Source organism: Kitasatospora hibisci (assembly GCF_043950205.1).
GTDB classification, from domain to species: domain Bacteria; phylum Actinomycetota; class Actinomycetes; order Streptomycetales; family Streptomycetaceae; genus Kitasatospora; species Kitasatospora hibisci.
In genome coordinates, this window is record NZ_CP171642.1 from 6,365,215 (window position 1) to 6,386,663 (window position 21,449).

The 21,449-nt window shown below is 74.8% G+C and carries 22 protein-coding genes; 19 read left to right on the top strand and 3 right to left on the bottom strand.

Annotated elements, in window-relative coordinates:
• Window positions 1-90: 90 nt before the first annotated feature.
• From ACF9IK_RS27925 to ACF9IK_RS27985, 13 genes are all read left to right on the top strand, one after another.
• Window positions 91-1,065, top strand: coding sequence for a helix-turn-helix transcriptional regulator (locus ACF9IK_RS27925; protein ID WP_395296848.1), 975 nt, complete (start codon window positions 91-93; stop codon window positions 1,063-1,065).
• Window positions 1,066-1,082: 17 nt separating this feature from the next.
• On the top strand, window positions 1,083-1,322 hold the full coding sequence (locus tag ACF9IK_RS27930; protein ID WP_395296849.1) for a hypothetical protein: 240 nt from the start codon (window positions 1,083-1,085) through the stop codon (window positions 1,320-1,322).
• 51 nt (window positions 1,323-1,373) lie between these two features.
• Window positions 1,374-1,550: a hypothetical protein gene (locus tag ACF9IK_RS27935; RefSeq protein WP_238739908.1), complete on the top strand. Its 177-nt coding sequence runs from the start codon at window positions 1,374-1,376 to the stop codon at window positions 1,548-1,550.
• 239 nt (window positions 1,551-1,789) lie between these two features.
• Window positions 1,790-2,083, top strand: coding sequence for a Sec-independent protein translocase subunit TatA (gene tatA, locus ACF9IK_RS27940; protein WP_395296850.1), 294 nt, complete (start codon window positions 1,790-1,792; stop codon window positions 2,081-2,083).
• 142 nt (window positions 2,084-2,225) lie between these two features.
• Entirely contained in the window at window positions 2,226-3,116 is an 891-nt protein-coding gene (gene tatC, locus ACF9IK_RS27945; RefSeq protein WP_395298704.1) for a twin-arginine translocase subunit TatC, read from the top strand.
• Between the two features lie 133 nt (window positions 3,117-3,249).
• Window positions 3,250-4,419, top strand: coding sequence for an NAD(P)/FAD-dependent oxidoreductase (locus ACF9IK_RS27950; RefSeq protein WP_395296851.1), 1,170 nt, complete (start codon window positions 3,250-3,252; stop codon window positions 4,417-4,419).
• A 185-nt stretch (window positions 4,420-4,604) separates the two neighbouring features.
• Window positions 4,605-4,934: a (2Fe-2S)-binding protein gene (locus tag ACF9IK_RS27955; RefSeq protein WP_395296852.1), complete on the top strand. Its 330-nt coding sequence runs from the start codon at window positions 4,605-4,607 to the stop codon at window positions 4,932-4,934.
• A complete protein-coding gene (locus tag ACF9IK_RS27960) occupies window positions 4,915-6,357 on the top strand; it encodes an FAD-dependent oxidoreductase (RefSeq protein WP_395296853.1) in 1,443 nt (480 codons plus the stop codon). Before ACF9IK_RS27955 ends, ACF9IK_RS27960 begins: the two co-directional genes overlap by 20 nt.
• A 149-nt stretch (window positions 6,358-6,506) precedes the next feature.
• Window positions 6,507-7,370, top strand: coding sequence for a dihydrodipicolinate synthase family protein (locus tag ACF9IK_RS27965; RefSeq protein ID WP_255751613.1), 864 nt, complete (start codon window positions 6,507-6,509; stop codon window positions 7,368-7,370).
• A 101-nt stretch (window positions 7,371-7,471) separates the two neighbouring features.
• Complete coding sequence (locus ACF9IK_RS27970) at window positions 7,472-8,476, top strand: proline racemase family protein (RefSeq protein ID WP_395296854.1); 1,005 nt, start codon at window positions 7,472-7,474, stop codon at window positions 8,474-8,476.
• Between the two features lie 44 nt (window positions 8,477-8,520).
• Entirely contained in the window at window positions 8,521-9,885 is a 1,365-nt protein-coding gene (locus ACF9IK_RS27975; RefSeq protein WP_395296855.1) for an aldehyde dehydrogenase family protein, read from the top strand.
• Entirely contained in the window at window positions 9,885-10,913 is a 1,029-nt protein-coding gene (locus ACF9IK_RS27980) for a proline racemase family protein (protein ID WP_395296856.1), read from the top strand. Before ACF9IK_RS27975 ends, ACF9IK_RS27980 begins: the two co-directional genes overlap by 1 nt.
• A gap of 113 nt (window positions 10,914-11,026) precedes the next feature.
• On the top strand, window positions 11,027-11,899 hold the full coding sequence (locus ACF9IK_RS27985) for an ornithine cyclodeaminase family protein (protein ID WP_395298705.1): 873 nt from the start codon (window positions 11,027-11,029) through the stop codon (window positions 11,897-11,899).
• A gap of 429 nt (window positions 11,900-12,328) precedes the next feature.
• Here ACF9IK_RS27985 and ACF9IK_RS27990 read toward each other — a convergent pair whose 3' ends face one another.
• A complete protein-coding gene (locus tag ACF9IK_RS27990; protein ID WP_395296857.1) occupies window positions 12,329-12,907 on the bottom strand; it encodes a TetR/AcrR family transcriptional regulator in 579 nt (192 codons plus the stop codon).
• Between the two features lie 108 nt (window positions 12,908-13,015).
• On the opposite strand from ACF9IK_RS27990, the gene ACF9IK_RS27995 reads away from it, so the two are divergent.
• The 3 genes from ACF9IK_RS27995 (at window position 13,016) to ACF9IK_RS28005 (ending at window position 15,456) form a co-directional block, all read left to right on the top strand.
• Window positions 13,016-13,900 carry an NAD(P)-dependent oxidoreductase gene (locus ACF9IK_RS27995; RefSeq protein WP_395296858.1) on the top strand — a complete coding sequence of 295 codons (885 nt, stop codon included), beginning with the start codon at window positions 13,016-13,018 and terminating at the stop codon, window positions 13,898-13,900.
• A gap of 145 nt (window positions 13,901-14,045) precedes the next feature.
• Window positions 14,046-14,753 carry a GntR family transcriptional regulator gene (locus ACF9IK_RS28000; protein WP_395296859.1) on the top strand — a complete coding sequence of 236 codons (708 nt, stop codon included), beginning with the start codon at window positions 14,046-14,048 and terminating at the stop codon, window positions 14,751-14,753.
• Window positions 14,754-14,880: 127 nt separating this feature from the next.
• Window positions 14,881-15,456: a Uma2 family endonuclease gene (locus ACF9IK_RS28005; RefSeq protein WP_395296860.1), complete on the top strand. Its 576-nt coding sequence runs from the start codon at window positions 14,881-14,883 to the stop codon at window positions 15,454-15,456.
• 35 nt (window positions 15,457-15,491) lie between these two features.
• Here the strand turns inward: ACF9IK_RS28005 and ACF9IK_RS28010 are convergent, their stop codons facing one another.
• Together ACF9IK_RS28010 and ACF9IK_RS28015 are read right to left on the bottom strand one after the other, a co-directional pair.
• Window positions 15,492-16,172 carry an ABC transporter ATP-binding protein gene (locus tag ACF9IK_RS28010; protein ID WP_395296861.1) on the bottom strand — a complete coding sequence of 227 codons (681 nt, stop codon included), beginning with the start codon at window positions 16,170-16,172 and terminating at the stop codon, window positions 15,492-15,494.
• Window positions 16,169-17,245, bottom strand: a complete 1,077-nt coding sequence (locus tag ACF9IK_RS28015) for an ABC transporter permease (RefSeq protein WP_395296862.1) — start codon at window positions 17,243-17,245, stop codon at window positions 16,169-16,171. The genes ACF9IK_RS28010 and ACF9IK_RS28015 overlap by 4 nt, the downstream gene beginning before the upstream one ends.
• Window positions 17,246-17,431: 186 nt before the next feature.
• Between ACF9IK_RS28015 and ACF9IK_RS28020 the strand changes: the two genes are divergently transcribed.
• The 3 genes from ACF9IK_RS28020 to ACF9IK_RS28030 all read left to right on the top strand — a co-directional run bounded on the left by ACF9IK_RS28020 (window position 17,432) and on the right by ACF9IK_RS28030 (window position 21,445).
• The gene (locus tag ACF9IK_RS28020; protein WP_395296863.1) at window positions 17,432-18,700 is read left to right on the top strand and encodes a sensor histidine kinase; all 1,269 of its coding nucleotides are present in this window, start codon (window positions 17,432-17,434) and stop codon (window positions 18,698-18,700) included.
• A 29-nt stretch (window positions 18,701-18,729) separates the two neighbouring features.
• Window positions 18,730-19,377 carry a response regulator transcription factor gene (locus ACF9IK_RS28025; protein WP_395296864.1) on the top strand — a complete coding sequence of 216 codons (648 nt, stop codon included), beginning with the start codon at window positions 18,730-18,732 and terminating at the stop codon, window positions 19,375-19,377.
• Between the two features lie 310 nt (window positions 19,378-19,687).
• Window positions 19,688-21,445 (top strand): ABC transporter substrate-binding protein, encoded by a 1,758-nt coding sequence (locus ACF9IK_RS28030; RefSeq protein ID WP_395296865.1) that lies wholly within the window; start codon window positions 19,688-19,690, stop codon window positions 21,443-21,445.
• Window positions 21,446-21,449 lie beyond the last annotated feature (4 nt).

Below are 21,449 nucleotides of genomic sequence, written 5' to 3' on the forward strand. Positions count from 1 at the left end.
CGTGGCGCCGGCGGACGGGGCGGCCGCGGCCGACGGGGCCGCTGCCGGTGACGGGGTTGCTGCGGTTGACGGTGTCGAAGGAGTACGGGCATGAGCAACGCGATCGACCAGACCCGGCGGATGCTGTCGCTGGTCACCTACCTGCGTGAGCGCCCCGGAGCCGAGGTGGCCGAGGTGGCCCGCGCCTTCGGCATCACCGAGCGCGAGCTGATCGGCGACCTCAACGTGCTGCCGATGTGCGGCACCAGCTTCCGCGGCGGCGACCTGCTCGACATCGACACCGACGGTGAGCGGATCTGGTGGCACAACGTCGACGACGTCGCGCAGCCGCTGCGGCTGGCCGCCGACGAGGCGACCGCGCTGCTGGTCGCCGCCCGTGCGGTGGCGGGCCTGCCCGGCCTGCGCGCCGGCGACCGCGAGGCGCTCACCCGCGCCGTCGCGAAGATCGAGAACGCGGCCGGGGACAGCGCCGAGGGCAGCGCCCGGGTCGGCGTCACCTTCGAGGCCGAGAGCCACGTCTTCGCCGACATCGACCGCGCGCTCAGCGAGGGCCGCCGGCTCTGGCTGCGCTACTACTCGCACGGCCGTGGCGGCATGACCGAGCGCGAGGTGGACCCGATCCGGCTGCTCACCGAGGGGCACACCTACCTGGAGGCCTGGTGCCGGACCTCCGAGGACCACCGGATGTTCCGGCTCGACCGGGTCGCCGAGATCAAGGTCCTGGACGTCCCCTCCGACCCGCCGAAGCGCGAGCCGCGCGACCTCTCCGGCGGACTGGTCAACCCGTCCGCCGACGACCCCGAGGTGGTCGTCGAGGTCTCCTCCGGCGGGCGCTGGGTCGCCGAGTACTACACCCACGACCGCGCCGAGGAACTGCCCGACGGCGGCCTGCGGATCACCCTGCGCAGCGCCGACCCCTCCCAGCTGCGCCCGCTGGCACTGCGGCTGGGGCGCGACGGGCGGATCGTCTCGCCGCCGGAGCTCGCGGAGCAGGCGCGCGCGGCGGCGCGGGAGGCACTGGCGGCCTACGGCGAGCCGCCGGCCGTCGTGGCCGGGCTGGTCTGAGCCCCGTGGAGCCGAGGATGGGCCCCGTGGAGCCGGGGACCAGATTCAAGGTGTACTGCTCCGAGTGCAGGGAGAAGGTCGAGCTGCCCGCGGAGGAGTTCCGTCTCACGCTCGGCCGCACCCCGGCACAGGCGCACTACAGCTTCGGCTGCCCGCTCTGCGGGGCCTCGGTACGCAAGCCGGCGGGGGAGAAGATCGTCACGGCGTTGACCGGGGCCGGGGTGCGGACGATGCGGCTGGTGCCGGCCGAGGGCTGACGCCCGCCGCGGGGGCCTGGCGGCGGGGGCCGGGTCGATAGGGTGGTGGGCATGTCCTGGATGCTCGTCGCCGCCGTTCTGCTCGTCACCGCCGGTCTGATGGTCCTCGGCGTCCTCGCGATCCGGCTCTGGCTGGACGTGCGGGCACTGGCGAAGGGGGTGGACACCGCCTCGCGCGCGCTGGCCGAGGCGGCCGGCGACCTCGCCGCGGCGGTGCCCCAGCGCTAGGAACGGTGCCGCCCCGGGCCCGGCGGCGCTCGACGTGGCGCCCGGCACATCGGGAGCCCGGGGGTCCCGGGGGCTGCTGCGGGCGGCGTCGGGCGCGTTACGCTCTCAGATGGCTCCTGCAGCTTGCGACCGGGGCCGCTGTCCTGTTCGGGCGGCCGTCGTCAGGGCGTTACCCGCTGCGGTTACCATCCCCGCAGCGGGCGGCCGGCCGGTGCCGCCGTGACTGAAGGTGGTCGAGTATGCGGGTCTCGGGGACCGCGATCCTGGTGATCGTGGTTTTTGCCATTGTGCTCTTCGGTGCGAAGCGACTGCCCGATCTGGCGCGCTCGCTCGGCCAGTCGATGCGGATCCTCAAGAGCGAGGCCAAGGCGATGAAGTCCGACGGCGCCGCCGAAGAGGCCGCGCCGGCCAAGGGGGCGCCCGCGGTCACCGACGCCGCGCCGGCGAAGACCATCCAGGCCGCGCCGGGAGCGTCCGCGACCGCCCGGCCGGTGAACGAGCAGGCCGCCGGGGACGCCGGCCGACCGCATTGAGCGGTACCCGCCGTGCCCGGGAACGGGTGCCGCGCGCGACCATGGAGGCCCGTCGACCGGCGGGCCCCGACGCACGAGTTGAGGACCGGGGTTGAGCAAGCTCTCCAAGGCGTCGAAGGCGCCCAAGGATCCTGAGGGGCGGATGGCCCTCGCCGACCACCTGCGGGAACTGCGGAACCGCGTGGTCAAGTCGGTCCTGGTGATCGTGGTGTTCACGATCGTCGCGCTGATCTTCCACAAGCAGATCGAGTCGCTGCTGCTGAAGCCGATTCCGCAGTGCGACCCCACCGACCCCACGAAGTACGAGGGCCGCTGCGCGCAGGTCTCCACCGTCGGCCTCACCGCCGGTTTCAACTGGATGCTCAAGGTCGCGCTGACGGCCGGCGTGGTCGCCGCCGTGCCGGTCTGGCTCTACCAGCTCTGGGCCTTCGTGGCACCCGGTCTGCACAAGCACGAGCGCAAGTACACGATGATCTTCATGGCCTGCGGTGCGCCGCTGTTCCTGGCCGGCGTGGGCTGCGCGTTCCTGGTGATGCCGACCACGGTCGAGGTGCTGATCTCGTTCAGCCCGACCGCCACGACCCCGATCCTGCCGCCCGACGACTACTTCGACATCGCCACCCGGATGGTGTTGGTCTTCGGCCTCGCCTTCGAGTTCCCGCTGCTGCTGGTGATGCTGAACATCGTCGGCATCGTCACCGGGAAGCGGCTGCTCGGCTGGTGGCGCGGCATGGTGATGGCCATCACCGTGTTCGCGGCCTTCGCCACACCGAGTGCCGACCCGGTCAGCATGCTGGTGCTGGCGGCGCCGATCTGGGCGCTGTACTTCCTCGCCGTCGTCATCGCACTGTTCAACGACAAGCGGCGGGCCAGCCGCAACCCCGACCTCGCGCTGGAGGACGAGGAGGCTTCGCACCTGGACCTCTCGGTGCAGCCGGTGAGCGGGCCCGAGGCCGTGGAGGCGTCGTCCGCCCCGGTGGCGAGCGCACCGGTCCCGGCCGCGCGGCACGAGCAGATGGACGACATCACCTGAGCCGCCGTCCGAGGAGCTGAACCGTCCTGAGGCCCCGGCCCGCCGCACCCCGGCGGGCCGGGGCCTTTGCACGGGCGCGCCCGTCCGGCGGGGCGCTCTTGGCAGCCGGGATGGCATGTGACATATTACTGCCGTGTCCAAGCCTCAGAGACCTTCCCTGGATGTCGTCGTGGTCGGCGCCGGAGTGGTCGGCGCCGCCTGCGCCCACTACGCCGCCCGCGCCGGGCTCGCCGTCGCCGTGGTCGACCGCGGTCCGGTGGCCGGCGGCACCACCGGTGCCGGCGAGGGCAACCTGCTGGTCTCCGACAAGGAGCCCGGGCCCGAGCTCGACCTCGCGCTGCTCTCCACCCGGCTCTGGCGGGACCTCGCCGAGGAGCTCGGCGAGGCGGTGGAGTACGAGCCCAAGGGTGGCCTCGTCGTGGCCGCCACGCCCGCGCGGCAGGACGCCCTGCGTGCTTTCGCCGCCGAGCAGGCGCAGGTCGGGGTGGTGGCCGAGGAGATCCCCGGCGACCGGCTGCACGAGCTGGAGCCGCACCTCGCGCCCGGGCTGGCCGGCGGCTTCCACTACCCGCAGGACGCCCAGGTCCAGCCCGCGCTGGCCGCCGCCCACCTGCTCCGGGCCGCCCGCCGGGCCGGCGCCGTGCTCCACACCGGCGAGACCGTCCGCGAGCTGGTGACCGGCCCGGACGGCGCCGTGCGGGGCGTGGTGACCGACCGGCTGCGGCTGGCCGCGCCGGCCGTGGTCAACGCCGCCGGCACCTGGGGCGGCGAGCTGGCCGCGCTGGCCGGGGTGCACCTGCCGGTGCTGCCGCGGCGCGGGTTCGTCCTGGTCACCGAGCCGCTGCCGCGGATCGTCCGGCGCAAGGTCTACGCCGCGGACTACGTCGCGGACGTCGCCAGCGGCTCGGCCGCGCTGCAGACCTCGGCGGTGGTGGAGGGGACGCCGGGCGGGCCGGTGCTGATCGGCGCCAGCCGGGAGCGGGTCGGCTTCGACCGGACGATGTCGGTGGAGGTGCTGCACCGGCTCGCCGCCCAGGCGGCGGCACTGTTCCCGGTGCTCGCCGAGGTCTCCGTGCTGCGCGCCTACCGGGGCTTCCGGCCCTACCTGCCGGACCACCTGCCAGCGATCGGCGCGGACCCGCGGGTGCCCGGGCTGTACCACGCCTGCGGCCACGAGGGCGCGGGCATCGGGCTCGCCCCGGCGACGGGGCTGCTGATCGCCGAGCAGCTCACCGGCAGGCAGCCGGAGCTGGACCTCGCCCCCTTCCGGGCCGACCGCTTCCCGGTGCCGGCCCCGGCCTGAGCTCCGCAGCGTGCGGAGAACGCCCTGCAAGGTGCAGGCCGGTGGGGGCGACCGGGCTCGGGTGGCCCCTGCGCCGCCCGGGCGGCCGGGCAGGCAGCGTCCGGCCGGCGGGGAGCCCGGCTCCGGCGGGGGCCGGCGTGGCCGGAACGATCGAACAGTGGACCTTCGGAATGGAGAACGCGCGGATGAACCCGCCCAATCGGCGCCGGACCCCGGCTGCCCTGGTCGGGGCGGAGCCCGGCCCCGCCCACACCATCGAGTTCGACGGCCGACCCGTCCCCGCGCTGCCCGGGCAGACGATCGCCGCCGCGCTCTGGGCCGACGGCGTGCTGGCCTGGCGCACCACCCGGGTCGGCGGCAGGCCGCGCGGGGCGTTCTGCGGGATCGGCGTCTGCTTCGACTGCCTGGCCACCGTCGACGGGCGCCCCAACCAGCGCACCTGCCTGGTGCCGGCCGAGCCCGGCACCACCGTCACCACCCAGGAGGGCAACGGCCGTGCCGACCTCGCCGTCTGACGCCCCCCGCCCCGGTGGCGGCCCCGGGTACGACCTCGCCGTGATCGGTGCCGGCCCGGCCGGCCTCGCCGCGGCCGTGACCGCCGCCGACCTCGGCCTGCGCTGCGCCCTGCTCGACGCGGCCGCGCACACCGGCGGCCAGTTCTACCGCCACCCCGCGCCCGGCCTCGGCGCCGCCCGTCCGGGGCGGCTGCACCACGGGTGGTCCGCCTACACCGGCCTCGCGGACCGGCTCACCGCGCACCGCGGGGCCGGCCGGGTCGACCTGCTCGGCAGCCACCAGGTCTGGGCGCTGGAGCGCGTGGGCGAGACCGCGTGGGCCGTGCACGCCACCCTCGGCCCCGGCGCCGACGACCGGGCGACCGTCCGGGCCGGCGGCGTGCTGCTCGCCACCGGCGCGTACGAGCGGCAGCTGCCGTTCCCCGGCTGGACGCTGCCCGGGGTGGTCACCGCCGGCGGCGCCCAGGCCATGCTCAAGTCCGGGCTGGTCCTGCCCGGCCGCCGGATCGTGGTGGCCGGCAGCGGTCCCCTGCTGCTCGCGGCGGCCTCCTCGCTGGTCGCCGCCGGGGCCGTGGTGCCCGCCGTGGTCGAGGCCACCGACTACCTCGGCTACGCCCGGCGCCCGCACGTGCTGGCCGCCGTTCCGGCCAAACTCGCCGAGGGCGTCGTGCACGGCACCGCGTTCCTGCGCCACCGCGTCCGGCTGCGCCGCCGTGCCGCGGTCGTCGAGGCCCACGGGACCGACCGGGTCACCGCGGTCACCGTCGCCGGGCTGGACGCCCGGTGGCGGCCGGTGCCCGGCACCGAGAAGCGGATCGAGTGCGACGCGGTCGCGGTCGGCCACGGCCTGCTGCCGCAGATCGAGCTCGCCACGGAGGCCGGCGCCGAGACGGTGGCGGGCCCCGACGGCGCGGTCGCGCTGAAGGTGGACGCCGGGCTGCGCACGACCGTCCCCGGGCTCTGGGCGGCCGGCGAGACCTGCGGGGTCGGCGGCGCCGACCTGGCGATCGCGGAGGGTGAGCTGGCCGCGTACGCGGTGGCCGGGGCCGCTCCGCGCGGCCCGGCGCGCCGGCGCCGTGCCCGGCTGCGCGCCTTCGCCGACCTGATGGCGGCGGCCCACCGGCCCGGCCCCGGCTGGACCGGGTGGCTGCGGCCGGACACCGACGTCTGTCGCTGCGAGGAGGTCCCGGCCGCCGCGATCACGGAGGCGGTCGAGGAGCTCGGCGCCGGCGACGCGCGGACCGTCAAGCTGCTCACCCGGGCCGGGATGGGCTGGTGCCAGGGCCGGATGTGCGGTCCGGCGGTGGCCTGCCTCTCCGGTGCGTCGGGAGAGCCCCGGGCGGACAGCCGTCCCCTGTCCTGCCCGGTCCCGCTGGCGCAGCTGGCGGCGGAAACCGCCGGGCCGGCCGGCGACGGCGCGTGAGCCCGGACCGGCCGTGAACCCGCGGTTCCGAGACCGCGCGGCGGGGACTCTTGTCTCCGTTCGCGCGGTCTAATAAAATGTCACACCTCACCAAGGAGTCACCTGTGTCCCACACCCCGCACGACACCACCCGGCCCTGGCGCGGGATCATGGTCGCCACCACGATCCCGCTGCGCGACGACCTCTCCGTCGACTACGACGCCTACGCCGAGCACGTCCGCTGGCTGATCGACTCGGGCTGCGACGGCGTCGTCCCGAACGGCTCGCTCGGCGAGTACCAGACCCTCACCGCCGAGGAGCGTGCCCGGATCGTCGAGGTCGCGGTCGAGGCCGCGGGCGACGGCTCGCGCGTCATGCCCGGCGTCGCCGCCTACGGCAGCGCCGAGTCCCGCCGCTGGGCCGAGCAGGCCGCCGAGGCCGGCGCCGGCTCCGTCCTGCTGCTGCCGCCGAACGCCTACCGCGCCGACCACGACGCCGTCCGCGCCCACTACGCCGAGGTGGCCAAGGCCGGCGTGCCGATCGTCGCCTACAACAACCCGATCGACACCAAGGTCGACCTCGTCCCCGCGCTGCTCGCCCAGCTGCACGGCGAGGGCTCGATCGTCGCGGTCAAGGAGTTCAGCGGCGACGTCCGCCGGGCCTACGAGATCGCCGAGCTGGCCCCCGGCCTCGACCTGCTGATCGGCGCCGACGACGTGCTGCTGGAGCTGGCGCTGGCCGGCGCGGTCGGTTGGATCGCCGGCTACCCGAACGCGCTGCCCGAGGCGAGCGTCGCCCTCTACCGTGCCGCCGTCGCGCACGAGCTGGAGACCGCGCTGCCGCTCTACAAGGCGCTCCACTCGCTGCTGCGCTGGGACTCCAAGACCGAGTTCGTCCAGGCCATCAAGCTCTCCATGGACATCGCCGGCCGCCGCGGCGGTCCGACCCGGGCGCCGCGCCTGCCGCTCACCCCGGAGATCGAGGCGGCCGTCCGCGCCGCCACCGAGAAGGCGCTCGCCGAGGGTCTCGCGTAGTCCCGCTCGCGTAGTCCCGCCCGACGTCACCGAGGTAAGGCCGGCTGCGGGGGCAGCCGGCCCGGCCCACCACCACCCACCCCGATGGGAGCAGTAGCCGCATGCGCAGCCGCCATGTGTTCCATGCCGTCGACTCGCACACCGAGGGCATGCCGACCCGGGTCGTGACCGGCGGGTTCGGAGTCGTCCCGGGCGCCACCATGGCCGAGCGCCGGGTGCACTTCCAGCAGCACCTGGACCACTTCCGCACCCTGCTGATGTACGAGCCGCGCGGCCACGCGGCGATGAGCGGCGCGATCCTCCAGCCGCCGACCCGCCCGGACGCCGACTTCGGCGTGCTCTACATCGAGGTGTCCGGCCTGCTGCCGATGTGCGGCCACGGCACGATCGGCGTCGCCACCGTGCTGGTCGAGACCGGCATGGTGCCGGTGGTCGAGCCGGTCACCACCGTCCGGCTGGACACGCCCGCCGGCCTGGTGATCGCCGACGTCCGGGTCGAGGACGGTGCCGCCACCGCGGTGACCATCCGCAACGTGCCGTCGTACGCGGTCTCGCTGGAGAACACGATCGAGGTGCCCGGTTACGGCACGGTCGGCTACGACCTCGCCTACGGCGGCAACTTCTACGCCATCCTGCCGCTCGCCGAGTTCGGCCTGCCCTTCGAGCGCGGGCGCAAGCAGGAGATCCTCGACGCCGGCCTGGCCCTGATGGACGCCGTCAACGCCGGCCCGGACCGGCCGGTGCACCCGGAGAACCCCTCCATCCACGGCTGCCACCACGTCCAGCTGCTCGCCCCCGGCTCCACCGCCGAGCACTCCCGGCACGCGATGGCCATCCACCCCGGCTGGTTCGACCGCTCGCCCTGCGGCACCGGCACCTCCGCCCGGATGGCCCAGCTGCACGCGCGCGGCGAGCTCCCGATCGGGCGGGACTTCCGCAACGACTCCTTCATCGGGACCACCTTCGTCGGCCGCCTGGTCGAGGAGACCGAGGTCGCCGGCCGGCCGGCCGTCGTCCCCACCGTCACCGGACGGGCGTGGATCACCGGCACCGCCCAGTACTTCCTCGACCCGAGCGACCCGTTCCCGGCCGGCTTCCTGCTCTGACACCCACCACCCCCGTTCGAAACCCACCGAAGGGCAGCCCTGCTGTGACGATCCGTTCGTACAACCCCGCCGACCCCACGGACCTCGTCGCCGAGGCGCCCGCCCCCGGCGTCGGCGCCGTCCGCGCCGCCGTGGGCCGGGCCCGGGCCGCGCAGCCCGGATGGCTCGCCTCCGGGGCCGGCGCCCGCTCGGCCGCGCTCACCCGGATCGCCGACGCCGTCGAGGCGCACGCGGACGAGCTCGCCGCCCTGGTCGTCCGCGAGGTCGGCAAGCCGCTCGCCGAGGCGCGCGGCGAGGTGGCCCGGACGGCCGCGATCTGGCGCTACTACGCGCAGGCCCCGTTCGCGGCGTCCGGCGCCGTGCACGAGACCGCGGGCGGACCCGGGCTGCTGCTCACCCGCCGCCGCCCGTACGGGGTGGCCGGGCTGATCACGCCGTGGAACTTCCCGCTGGCGATCCCCACCTGGAAGGCCGCCCCGGCGCTGGCCGTCGGCAACGCCGTGGTGCTCAAGCCGTCCTCGGAGGCGATCGGCTGCGCGCTGCGGCTGGCCGAGCTGGTCGCCGCGGCCGGGCTGCCGGAGGACGTGTTCACCGTGCTGCCGGGCGGCGGCGCGGAGGGCGGGGAGCTGGTCTCCAGCGTGGACGTGGTCTCCTTCACCGGCTCCACCGGGGTCGGCCGGCAGGTCGTGCGCACCGCCACCGAGCACGGCACCCCGGTCCAGGCCGAGCTGGGCGGCCTCAACGCCGCGATCGTCCTGCCGGACGCCGACATCGACCAGGCCGCCGCCCACCTGGCCGCCGCGATCGCCGGCTACGCCGGGCAGAAGTGCACCGCCACCAGCCGGGTGGTCGCCGTCGGCGAGGCGTACGAGCCGCTGCGGGCCGCGCTGGTCAAGGCCCTCGGGCAGGTCGACGACACGGCCTGCGGGCCGGTCATCAGCGCCGCCACCCGGGACGGGATCACCGCGGCGGTGGCCTCGGCCCGGGAGGCCGGCGCGGAGGTGCTGACCGGTGGCGGCACGCCGGACCGGGCCGGCTGGTACCTCGACCCGACCCTGGTCGCCGGCGTCCCGGACGACCACCCGCTGCGGCGCGAGGAGTTCTTCGGCCCGATCGCCGTGCTGCACGCCGCCGCCGACCTGGACGAGGCCGTCGCGCTCGCCAACGACACCCCGTACACCCTCTCCGCCTCGATCCACACCCGGGACCTCGACGCGGCGCTCATCGCCGCCGACCGGCTGGACGCGGGCATGGTCCGGGTCAACGCGCCCTCCAGCGGCGTCGACTTCCACCTGCCGTTCGGCGGGGCCAAGGGCGCCAGCCACGGCGAGCGCGAGCAGGGCCCGGCCGCCCTGGACTTCTACACCCAGAGCCGCACCGTCACCCTGCTCCCGGCCGGCGGTGCCTGATGCAGGTCCGGACCGTGGACTACCACACCGCGGGAGAGCCGTTCCGGATCGTCCTCGACGGCACGCCGGTGATCCCCGGTGACACCGTCGCCGAGCGACGGGCGATCGCGATCGGCGCCGGGGGCAGCGCCACCGCGCCCCGGCCGAGCGCGCTGGACCGGGTGCGGCAGCTGCTCACCCGCGAGCCGCGCGGGCACGCCGGGATGTACGGCGGGTTCCTGGTGCCCCCGGACGACGACGAGGCGCACCTCGGCGTGCTGTTCTGGCACAAGGACGGCTACTCGACCGCCTGCGGCCACGGCACCATCGCACTCGGCGCGTGGGCGGTGGACTCCGGCGTCGTCGCGGCTCCGGACGACGGCGTCGCCGGCGTGCGGATCGACGTCCCGTCCGGGCGGGTGACCGCGCTGGTGCACCGGACCGCCGGCCGCACCACCGGGGTGACCTTCCGCAACGTGCCGGCCGTCGTCAGCGCGCTCGACCTGCCGGTGGAGACCTCGCGCGGCACCGTCGGGGTCGCCGTCGCGCACGCGGGCGCCTGCTACGCCTCGGTGCCCGCGGCGGCGCTCGGCCTGTCCGTCGAGTCCGGCCGGCTGGCCGAGCTCACCGCCGCAGGCCGGGAGATCCGCGCCGCGCTGGAGGACTCGCCGGCCGTCCGGCACCCGCAGGACCCGCTGCTCTCCGGCGTCTACGGCGTCATCCTGTACGACGAGCTTCCCTCCGCCGACGGCGCGCCGAACCAGCGCAACGTCACCGTCTTCGCGGACGGGCAGATCGACCGCTCGCCCTGCGGTTCGGGCACCTCGGCCCGGCTCGCCGTGCTCGCCGCCGAGGGGCGGATCGTGCCGGGCGGGGAGCTGCGGCACGAGTCGGTGGTCGGCACGGTCTTCACCGGCCGGGTGCTGCCCGGCGGCGACCCGCTCGCCGGCGGGGTGGTCACCGAGGTGACCGGCACCGCCCACCGCACCGGCGAGCACAGCTTCGTGCTGGATCCGGACGACGCGCTGGGAACGGGGTTCCTGCTGTGACCGCGGCGGACGCCGTGACTGCGGACGCCGTGGCCGGCCCGCTCGTCGGCACCCTCACACTGCCCGGCGCGGCCGCTGAGCCGCTCCAGCACGCCGCGCCGGGCGCCGCCGGACTGACCCCGGGGGAGGCCGCCGACGCGATCGAGCGGGTGCTGCTGGACGGGCTTGACCCGGAGGCGGGACCGGCCCGCTCGGCGGTGCCGGTACCGGCCGGGGAGCTGCTGCTGATGCCGGCCGCCTCGGCCGACCACGTCGGCGTGAAGATCGCCGGCGTGGCCCCGGCGAACCCGGCCGCCGGCCTGCCCCGGATCACCGGTAGCTACCTGCTGCTGGACGGGCCGACCCTGCAGCCGGTCGCGCTGCTCGACGGTGCCGCGCTCACCGCGCTGCGCACGCCCGCCGTCACCGCCGTCGCCATGCGCCGGCTGGCCGCGCCCGACGCCGCGCACCTGGTGCTGTTCGGGGCCGGTCCGCAGGCGTACGGGCACCTGGACGCGCTGCTCGCCGTCCGGCCGCTGACCCGGGTCACCGTGGTGGCCCGGAGCGCGGCGCCCGCCGAGGCGCTGGCCGAGTACGCCCGGGCCCGCGGGCTGGAGGCCGTGGCGGGCGGGCCGGCCGCGGTGGCCGAGGCCGACCTCGTGGTCTGCTGCTCCACCGCCCGGACCCCGCTGTTCGACGGCGCGCTGGTGCCCGACCGCGCCGCCGTGGCGGCGGTCGGCTCGCACGAGCCGGACGCCCGGGAGGTGGACGCGGCGCTGGTCGGCCGGGCCGCGCTGTACGTCGAGGCGCGCGGGGCGGCGCTGCGGGAGGCCGGTGACCTGCTGATGGCCGGCGTGGGAGAGGGCCACGAGCTCTGGAACCTGGCCGAGCTGGTGCGCGGCGAAGCGCCGGTGCCGACCGACCGGCCGCGCTTGTTCAAGAGCGTCGGCATGGCCTGGGAGGACCTCGCGGTGGCGGCCGAGACGCACCGGCGCGGTCTCGCCTGAGCCCGGTTTCGGGCCGGACCTCCGGTGCCGGGTGGCGCCCGGCGCCGGGCGGATCCCGGCACGCGGGGTGCTTCGGCGCCGGACGGATCCGGTGCCGTGGGCCCGGGAACGTCGGAAGACTCCCGGTCGCGGCTAGGTGGGCCGCGGCCGGGCGGTCGCGGCGGGTGGGCCGCGACGGGTCGGGTCCGGTGGCGGTGGGTACGTCACCGGGCCCGGCCGTTGGGAAAGGCGGCGGGGCGGCCGCGGCCCTGGTGTGGGCCCGGCCGCGGTCGCCCGGCCGTCGAGGCACGGGCCCGGGGCGCCGACGTGCGTGCGGGGCCGTGGCTGCGGTCGGCGTGGTGGGAAGGGATCCCCCGCCACGCCGGCCGCTTCGGCGTTTCCGGGGCCGGGGTCCCCTGGCAGCGGTCGGCCGCAGGCAGTCGCGGGCGGTCAGCGGCAGCCGGCGATCAGGCGGGCCAGGTGCTTGCCGGCCAGGTGCAGCGGTTCCTCGCTGCGGGTGATCTGCGCGGTGAGTTCCGCGCCCTCCAGGGTGTTGACCACGGTGACGGCCAGCTCGCGGGAGTCCTCCGCGCTCAGGCCGGAGGTCCGCAGCCGGTCCTCGACGATGGCGCGCCAGTGCGTGAACGCCTCGCGGACGGCCTCTTCGATGACGGGCGCGCGGCCCACCGTCTCCAGGGCGGTGCTGGTGATCGGGCAGCCGTCCTGCCAGTCGGAGGCGCGCAGCGCCTCGGCCAGGAGCCGGGTGCAGGCGGTGATCGCCTCGGCCGGGTCGTCCGCCGCGCCGAGCCCCGCGCGGAGCAGTCCGGCGAACTCCTGGTCGCCGTGGCGGATCGCCTCGGCGGCCAACTCCTGCTTGCCGCCCGGGAAGAAGTGGTAGACGGAGCCGAGCGTGGCCTCCGCCTCGCGCGAGATCTGCTTGATCCCGGTGCCCTCGTACCCCTGGCGCTGCAACAGCCGGGAGGTGGCCCGGACGATCCGCTCCCGGGTGCCGGTGGTCGTCGTCTTCACCCGCCGAGTCTAGAGCCTGCCCTCCACGAACTGAATAGAGCGTTCGTTCCAGAATTCGTGTTAGCGTGCTTCTGGATAGAGCGTTCGTTCTAGTGGAGGGGGATCCCCGTGCCTTCTGTCGTCGTGCCCGCCAAGCAGCCCGTCACCGTGATCGGACTCGGCCCGATGGGCCGCGCGATGGCCGGTGCCTACCTGGACGCCGGCCACGCCGTCACGGTCTGGAACCGCACCGCCGCCCGCGCCGGCGGCCTGGTCGCCCGCGGCGCGGTGCTCGCACCCGATGTCGCGGCCGCCGTCGCCGCCAACGAGCTGGTCGTGCTCAGCCTCACCGACTACGACGCGGTCTTCGCCGTCCTCGACGCCGCCGGGGCCGCGCTCGCCGGGAGGGTCGTCGTCAACCTGAGCTCGGACACTCCGGAGCGGGCCCGGGAGGCCGCCCGCCGGCTGGCCGAGCTGGGTGCCGTCCACCTCACCGGCGGGGTGCAGTCGCCGCCCTCGGGCATCGGCAAGCCGGAGTCGTCCACCTTCTACAGCGGCCCGGTCGAGGCGTTCCAGCGCCACCGGGAGACGCTGGAGGTGCTGACCGGCGCCGACTACCGGGGTGACGACCCGGGACTGGCCCAGCTGTACTACCAGATCCAGATGGACCTCTTCTGGACCTCGTTGGTCGGCTACCTGCACGCCACCGCGGTGGCCGAGGCCAACGGCATCTCGGCGGAGGAGTTCCTGCCGTACGCCGGCTCCACGGCCGCCTCGATGCCGGACTTCCTGGCGTTCTACGCGCCGCGGATCACGGCCGGGTTCCACGAGGGCGACGTCGACCGGGTGGCGATGGGGCTGGCCAGCGTCGAGCACGTCCGGCACACGGTGGAGGCCTCCGGCGTGGACGCCTCGCTGCCGGCGCTGCTGGCCGACGCGTTCGGCCGCGCGGTGGCCGCCGGGCACGGCGACTCCAGTGCTACCAGCCTGGTGGGGCTGTTCCGGAAGGCCTGAACCGGGCCCTGGCGGGATCTCGTGAACGCAGGGGCTCCCACGGGGCCCCTGTGACGGCTGGCGGTCGTCCGAGTCGCGGAATGTTGCACACTCAACGTAACGTGACATTGTACGCTGGTGTCCTGCAAACCTCCGGAGGAACACCATGGCCGACCTGAAACCCCGCACCCTGATCTCCGTCCAGGAGCGGCTGCGCGACCAGGTCGCCCACGCGCTCCGCGCGGCCCTGATCTCCGGTGAGCTCCGGCCCGGCGTGGTCTACTCCGCTCCCGCCCTCGCCGCCGACTTCGGCGTCTCCGCCACCCCCGTCCGGGAGGCCATGCTCGACCTCGCCCGAGAGGGCCTGGTCGAGGCCGTCCGCAACAAGGGCTTCCGGGTCACCGAGCTGACCGAGCGCGACCTCGACGACTTCACCGAGATCCGCGCGCTGATCGAGGTGCCCACCGTCGGCCGGGTCGCCCGGACCGCCACGGCCGAGGAACTGGAGGCGCTGCGCCCGCAGGCCGAGGCGATCGTCGCGGCCGCCCGCAAGCACGACCTGATCGGCTACCTGGAGGCCGACCGCCAGTTCCACCTCGACCTGCTCGGCCTGGCCGGCAACGCCCGCCTCGTCGAGGTGGTCGGCGACCTGCGCAAGCGCTCCCGCCTGTACGGCCTCAACCGCCTGGACCAGCGCGGCGAGCTGGTCTCCTCCGCCGAGGAGCACCTGGAGCTGCTGGACCTGATGGTCCGTGGCGACGCCGAGGCCGCCGAGGCCTGCATGTCCCGCCACCTCGGCCACGTCCGCTCGCTCTGGGCCGCCGACCAGGAGGCCGAGGAGGAGCGCCCGTCGCTCCGCCTCCGCTCCCGGTAGGGGCTCCCGGTAAGGCGTCAACCACTCGTTCGGGTGAGGGGTGACGATCGGGCGCCGGGAGGCGCCCGCTCCCTACGACGATGCTCTCGACATCGGCAGCAAGGGGGAATTCCATGTCCGCCGCGCCATGGACGAGCCAGTGGAGCAGCCGACGCTGCTCGAAGCCGCCGAGCTGATCTCCAACCAGTTCGCCGGGCACCGGGTCGAGATCGTCGGGAGCCAGGTCGTGACGCCGCCGCCGAACGCTCCGTACGGCAACTCGCTCAGCCGGCTCATGCGCGTACTGTTCGCGGCGGGCCTCGACGGGGACGAGGCGGAGGTTCTGCAGAACGTCGGCATCTGGCTGCCGGACGGGCCGTCGGACTACGCCGTGCCCGACCTGTCGATCGTCGACACCGACATCGACGACCACCTTGTCGAGTACAACTGTTACGACCCGGTGGTCTTCCTCCTCGTGCTGGAGGTGACGTCTTCCGATCTCAGCGACGACCTGAAGAAGAAGCCGTTCGCCTATGCCTCCGCCGGCGTCCCGGTCTACGTGATCGTGGACCGGACGAACCCGCGCGTCATGGTGCTCACCGACCCGCAGGACGGTGAGCACCGCGTGCACGCCGTCCACCACCCGGGGCAGTCCTTCGCCCTGCCCGGGTCGATCGGGGCGGTGACGCTCTCGGTGGACGACGTGCTCGCGGTGAAGAGGTAGCTCACGTCGACGTGAGTGGCTCACGTCGACGTGGCTCACGCCGGCGTCGGGACCGTCAGCCTGCCGTCGTGGACCTCGGCCACCTGGTCGACGGCCGTCAAGTGGGTGCGGTCGTGGGTGACCAGGACGGTCGCGGTGGCGCGCCGGTGGGTGAGCTCGGTGATGAGCTCCAGGACGGCGGCGCCGCGTTCGTGGTCGAGGGCGCTGGTGGGCTCGTCGACCAGGAGCACGGTGGGGTCGTTCATGAGGGCCCGGGCGATGTTGACGCGCTGGCGCTGACCGCCGGAGAGCTGGTTCGGCCGGCGGCCGGCCCGGTCGCGCAGGCCGACGGCGTCCAGCAGCTCCAGGGCCCGGGGGAGGGCGGCGCGCGGTGAGCGGCCGTCCAGGTGGGCCATCACCTGGAGCTGCTCGGCGGCGGTCAGCGAGGGCAGCAGGTTGGCCTGCTGGAACACGATGCCGATCCGGTGCCGCCGCAGGGCGGTCAGTTCGGCGCGGCCGAGGCCGGCGGTGTCGACGCCGTCCACCACGACCCGGCCGGAGTCCGGGGTGATCAGCGTCGCGGCGACCGCGAGCAGGCTCGACTTGCCGGAGCCGGACGGGCCGACCACCGCGGTGATCGAGCCCTTGGGGACGTTCAGCGAGACCTCGTCCAGCGCGGTCAGCCGGCCGTCGCCGTCCGGGTAGGTGAGGGTGATGCGGTCGAGTTCCAGAGTCATCGGGCGCTCCCCAGGGCGGTCAGCGGGTCGACGGCGGTGATCCGTCGGATGGACAGGGCGGCGCCGACCGCGCCGAGCGCGATCATCACGGCGGCCGGGAGGAGGACGGTCGGGGCGTCCAGGACGAACGGCACCGCGGAGCCGATCACGGCGCCGGCGCCGGCCGCGATCGCGGTGCCGAGGGCGGTGCCCAGGACCAGCAGCAGCACGGCCTGGCCGAGGGCGTCCCGCAGCAGGTAGCGGGTGGAGGCGCCGAGCGCCTTGAGGACGGCGACGTCGCCGCTGCGCTGGATCGTCCAGACGGTGAAGAAGGCGCCGATGACGAGCGCCGAGATGGCGAAGAGGAAGCCGCGCATCAGCTGCAGCGAGCCGTTCTCCGAGGTGTAGGAGCCGATCGCGGCGAGGGCGTCCGCACGCGTCCGGGTCTCGGTGCCCAGCCGGGCGTCGGCGGCGCCGAGGTCCGCGCCGGAGGTGCCGGTCAGCGCGATCACGGTCGCGTGCCCGGTGCCGCCCGGGGCGAAGCGCTGCCAGTCGGCGAGGCTGGTCCAGACGACCGGGGTGTGGCTGTACCAGGCGTCGTCCGCCACGCCCGCGACCTGGAGCGGGTGTCCGGCGAGGGTGAACGACGCGCCGGGCTGCAGGCCGCCCAGGTGCTCGGCGGCGGTCGCCGAGAGCACCGCCCGGCCGGGGGCGACGGGCGCGCCCTTCGGGGCGAGCCCGGATCCGTCCGGTACGCCGAAGGCGGAGAGCGCCGCGGTGCGCTGCCCGGCGGCCGCCTTGGTGGTGGTGATCCCGAGCGGCTGCGCGGCCGACACCCCCGGGACCTGCGCCCAGGCCTGCCACTGGTCTGGCGTGACCTGCGAGTCGGTGAACGAGAGCTGCTGGCCGTCGGCGGGCTTCGAGAAGACCAGGTGGTCGGCGGGCAGCCCGGTGATCGCCGAGACGTTCTGCCGGCCCAGCCCGGCCGTCAAGCCGGACAGCAGGCCTACCAGCACGGTGATCAGTACGATGACGGTCCCCATCAGGGCGAACCGCCCCTTGGCGAACCCCAGGTCCCTCCAGGCGACGAACACGATGAGCCCTCTCCCTTTCCGTTCCCGCTCCTCTGTCGGGCCTTTGCTCCGACACTCACCACGGTCGCCGAACGGGGGCCCGCCGGGCATCGCCCGGGGGATTGGATCCCCGGCATCGAAGGGGAGAAGTGGAGTTCAACCTTTTGATTGATGCCGGGGGCGTGGCCCGGACCCTAGGCTGGGGGGATGGCGACCGAACGATCCCGCACCACTCCCGTCGCCCGCGTGCTCCAGGTCTGCCTGCACCTGCTGGTGGCGGGCCTGCTCGCACTCGCCGTCGCCCGGGCCGCCGTCGGCCGGGGCGGAGACCTCGCCGCCGTGGCCGCGGCCGCCACCGCGATGGCCGCCGTCTACGCCGCGGGCCCGCTGGTCGGCGCGGTACGGCGCTCGCCCCGGGCGGCCGCACTCTGGCTGGCGCTGCTCGGCGCCACCTGGGTGGGCGTGCTGATCGCCACCCCGGACGGCGTCTGGCTGGCCTTCCCGCTGTACTTCCTGGAGCTGCACCTGCTCGGCCGCCGGGGCGGGCCGGTGGCCGTCGCCCTGACCGCCGCCGCGGCGATCGCCGCGTACTCCTGGCACCAGCACGCCGTCAGCGTCGCCGCGGCCATCGGCCCGGCGCTCGGCGCGGCCGTCGCCACCGCCACCGTGCTGGGCTACCAGGCGCTCTACCGGGAGAGCGAGCAGCGGCGCCGGCTCATCGACGAGCTGACCGCCGCCCGCGCCGACCTCGCCGCCGCGCACCACACCGCCGGCGTCCTCGCCGAGCGCGAGCGCCTCGCCCGGGAGATCCACGACACCCTCGCGCAGAGCCTCTCCAGCATCCAGCTGCTGCTGCGGGCCGCCCAGCGGGCCCTGCCGGATCGGACCGAGGCCGCCGCGGACTACGTCGAGCAGGCCCGGCAGGCCGCGCAGGACAACCTCGCCGAGGCCCGGCGGTTCGTCCGCGCGCTCACGCCGCCGGACCTGGAGAGCGACTCGCTGCCGGTGGCGCTGGAGCGGCTCTGCGCCACGACCACGGCGCACAGCGGCCTGCCGGTGCGGCTCCACGTCTCCGGCGACCCGGTCGGGCTGCCGGTGCCGCAGGAGGTGGCACTGCTGCGGATCGCGCAGTCGGCGCTCGGCAACGCCGTCCGGCACGCCGACGCCTCGCACGCCGAGGTCACGCTCAGCTACATGGAGGGCGAGGTGGCGCTGGACGTGTTCGACGACGGGAGGGGGTTCGACCCGGCGGCGGTGGCCGCGGGCGCCGGGTCGGCGGGCGGCGACGGCGGTTTCGGACTGCCGTCGATGCGGGCCAGGGCCCGGGCGCTGGGCGGTACCTTCACCGTGGAGTCCGCGCCCGGGGAGGGGACGGCGCTCGCCGTCCTGCTGCCCCTCGCCCCGGCGGACGCAGAGCGGGCGGGGGCGGGCGGCGTCCGGGGTCCGGGACCGTCCGGGGTCCAGGAACGTCCGTGAGCAAGGAGCGCCCGTGAACGGGGATGCACGTGAGTGAGCGAGTGATCCGCCTGCTGCTGGCCGACGACCACCCGGTGGTCCGGGCCGGGCTGCGGGCCGTCCTGGAGAGCGAGCGGGACTTCGCCGTCGTCGCCGAGGCCGCGACCGCCGAGCGGGCGGTGGAGCTGGTCGCGGAGGTCGAGGTCGACGTGGTGCTGATGGACCTGCAGTTCGGGCCGGGCTCGGCGATGAACGGCGCGCAGGCCACCGCGGCCGTCACCGCCCGGCCGGGCGCACCGCGGGTGCTGATCGTCACCACCTACGACACCGACGCGGACATCCTGCCCGCGCTGGAGGCCGGCGCCACCGGGTACCTGCTGAAGGACGCGCCGCCGGAGGAGCTGGCCAGGGCCGTCCGCTCGGCGGCGGCGGGGCGCACCGCGCTCGCGGCCACCGTGGCGGACCGGCTCCTGGAGCGGATGCGCACACCGGCGGCGGCGCTGAGCGCGCGCGAGACCGAGGTGCTGGGGCTGGTCGCGGACGGGCTCACCAACCAGCAGATCAGCCAGCGGCTGCACCTCAGCCAGGCCACGGTGAAGTCCCACCTGGTGCACATCTACGCCAAGTTGGGGGTGGACTCGCGCACGGCGGCGGTGCGGGAGGCCCGCGGCCGGGGGCTGATCCGCCGCGGGGGCTGACGGCCTTCCCGTCCGGTCGCGGCGGTCCCGGCGTTCCCGGCGCTCCCGCACGGTTGTCGTGCGGGCCGGCCCGGTGCGGGCCGACGGAGGGTCACGTCACCGGATGGCTCCGGCGGTTCGGGCGGGGTCCGCACGGACACAGCTCGGTAACGGGTCGCGTCACCTCTTGTGCAGTGCAATTTCACATTACTATGTTACGGGTCACACCGTGGAGCGTCGGACCCCCTGAGGTCGCCTCCCGGTCGGGCCCCGGACCAGCCCCGGGGCGGGACCTCGGCCCTCACTTCGGGCCCCCACTGCGGAGTTGCACATGACCAGGCGCACCCAGGCCGCCCTCGCGGCGGCCATCGCAGCGACACTCACCCTCGGCCTCGGGGCCTGCGCGAAGGACAAGGACAAGGACGACAGCGCCGACAGCAGCGCGGCGGCGTCCACCAAGGGGCCGGGCGCCGACACCGGCACGATCATCGGCGGCACCCCGGTCAAGGGCGGCACCCTGACCGTCCTGACCAACCAGGACTTCGCCCACCTCGACCCCGCCCGCAACTGGGTCGTGCCGCACATGGACTTCGGCACCCGGCTGCTCTACCGCACCCTGACCACCTTCAAGGCCGAGCCGGGCCCGGCGGGCAGCGAGATCGTCCCGGACCTCGCGACCGACCTCGGCAAGTCCTCCGAGGGTGGCAAGGTGTGGACCTTCACCCTCAAGGACGGGCTGAAGTACGAGGACGGCACGCCGATCAAGGCCGCCGACGTGAAGTACAACGTCGAGCGCTCCTTCTCGCCGGACCTCACCGGCGGCCCCGACTACGCGGTCCAGTACCTGGCCGGCGGCGAGAACTACAAGGGACCGTTGGGCGGTGAGCACCTGGCCTCCATCGAGACCCCGGACGACAGGACCATCGTCTTCCACCTGAAGCGCCCGGTCGCCGAGTTCTCCTACACCGTCACGCTGCCGACCTTCTCGCCGGTGCCGCAGTCCCGTGAGAAGGGCACCCAGTACGACTCCCAGGTCTTCTCCTCGGGCCCGTACAAGATCGAGACCTACGACCGCGGCAAGCAGCTGGTGCTGGTCCGGAACACCAACTGGGACGCCGCGACCGACCCGGTCCGCAAGGCCTACCCGGACAAGATCGTGGTGACCCAGGGCCTCAAGGGCGGCCAGGCCGACGACCGGATCATCGCCAGCAGCGGTGTCGACGCCTCGGCCATCGAGATGCCCTGGATGCAGCACGAGTCCGTCTCCAAGGTGCTGCCCAAGCCGGACGTCAAGGCCCGGATGGCGGCCGAGCGGACCGGCTGCACCGACATGCTGTACCTGAACACCGCCAAGGCCCCCTTCGACGACCCGAAGGTGCGCGAGGCGATGATGTGGGCCGTCGACCGCGAGGCCCAGGTCACCGCCTTCGGCGGGCCGGCGATGGCCGACGTGGCCACCTCCTACCTGCCGCCGTCGCTGACCGGCGGGGCCAAGGCCGACCCGCTGAAGATCCCCGCCACCGGTGACCCGGCGAAGGCCAAGGAGCTGCTCAAGGCGGCCGGGAAGTCCGACCTCAAGGTCTCGCTCACCGTCTCGCTCGGCGACAAGACCCGTGCCGAGGCGATCCAGCAGTCGCTGGCCCAGTCCGGCGTCCAGGTCACGGTCAACACCGTCGACCCGTCCGCCTTCGCCGACACCGTCGGCGACACCAAGAACGCGCCCGACCTGGTGATCCAGGGCTGGTGCCCGGACTACCCGTCCGGTGCCACCTTCCTCCCGTTCCTCTTCGACGGACGGACCATCAAGGAGAAGGGCAACCAGGGCAACTACAGCCAGTTCCGCGACCAGGCGACCATGGACCGGATGGACCAGATCGCGGCCATGACGGACATCGACGCGGCGAACAAGGCCTGGCAGCAGTTGGACGAGGAACTGCTCAAGAAGGCCCCGGCCGTCCCGCTGATGTGGCAGCGCCGCCCGCTGCTGACCGGCACCAACGTGGCCGGCGCGTTCGGCAACTCCGGCTACGCCGGCATGATCGACATGGCCGTGGTCGGCCTCAAGGACCCCGCGAAGAGCCAGGGCTGAGGAA

Excerpts from the sequence above, each read along its gene's own strand:
- ACF9IK_RS28000 (WP_395296859.1), top strand. The coding sequence starts at position 14,046 with ATGGCCGACCTGAAACCCCGCACCCTGATCTCCGTCCAGGAGCGGCTG.
- ACF9IK_RS27970 (WP_395296854.1), top strand. The coding sequence starts at position 7,472 with ATGCGCAGCCGCCATGTGTTCCATGCCGTCGACTCGCACACCGAGGGC.
- tatA (WP_395296850.1), top strand. The coding sequence starts at position 1,790 with ATGCGGGTCTCGGGGACCGCGATCCTGGTGATCGTGGTTTTTGCCATT.
- ACF9IK_RS27925 (WP_395296848.1), top strand. The coding sequence starts at position 91 with ATGAGCAACGCGATCGACCAGACCCGGCGGATGCTGTCGCTGGTCACC.
- ACF9IK_RS27955 (WP_395296852.1), top strand. The coding sequence starts at position 4,605 with ATGAACCCGCCCAATCGGCGCCGGACCCCGGCTGCCCTGGTCGGGGCG.
- ACF9IK_RS27935 (WP_238739908.1), top strand. The coding sequence starts at position 1,374 with ATGTCCTGGATGCTCGTCGCCGCCGTTCTGCTCGTCACCGCCGGTCTG.
- ACF9IK_RS28010 (WP_395296861.1), bottom strand. The coding sequence starts at position 16,172 with ATGACTCTGGAACTCGACCGCATCACCCTCACCTACCCGGACGGCGAC.
- ACF9IK_RS28030 (WP_395296865.1), top strand. The coding sequence starts at position 19,688 with ATGACCAGGCGCACCCAGGCCGCCCTCGCGGCGGCCATCGCAGCGACA.
- tatC (WP_395298704.1), top strand. The coding sequence starts at position 2,226 with ATGGCCCTCGCCGACCACCTGCGGGAACTGCGGAACCGCGTGGTCAAG.
- ACF9IK_RS28005 (WP_395296860.1), top strand. The coding sequence starts at position 14,881 with ATGGACGAGCCAGTGGAGCAGCCGACGCTGCTCGAAGCCGCCGAGCTG.
- ACF9IK_RS28020 (WP_395296863.1), top strand. The coding sequence starts at position 17,432 with ATGGCGACCGAACGATCCCGCACCACTCCCGTCGCCCGCGTGCTCCAG.
- ACF9IK_RS27930 (WP_395296849.1), top strand. The coding sequence starts at position 1,083 with ATGGGCCCCGTGGAGCCGGGGACCAGATTCAAGGTGTACTGCTCCGAG.
- ACF9IK_RS27980 (WP_395296856.1), top strand. The coding sequence starts at position 9,885 with ATGCAGGTCCGGACCGTGGACTACCACACCGCGGGAGAGCCGTTCCGG.
- ACF9IK_RS27965 (WP_255751613.1), top strand. The coding sequence starts at position 6,507 with ATGGTCGCCACCACGATCCCGCTGCGCGACGACCTCTCCGTCGACTAC.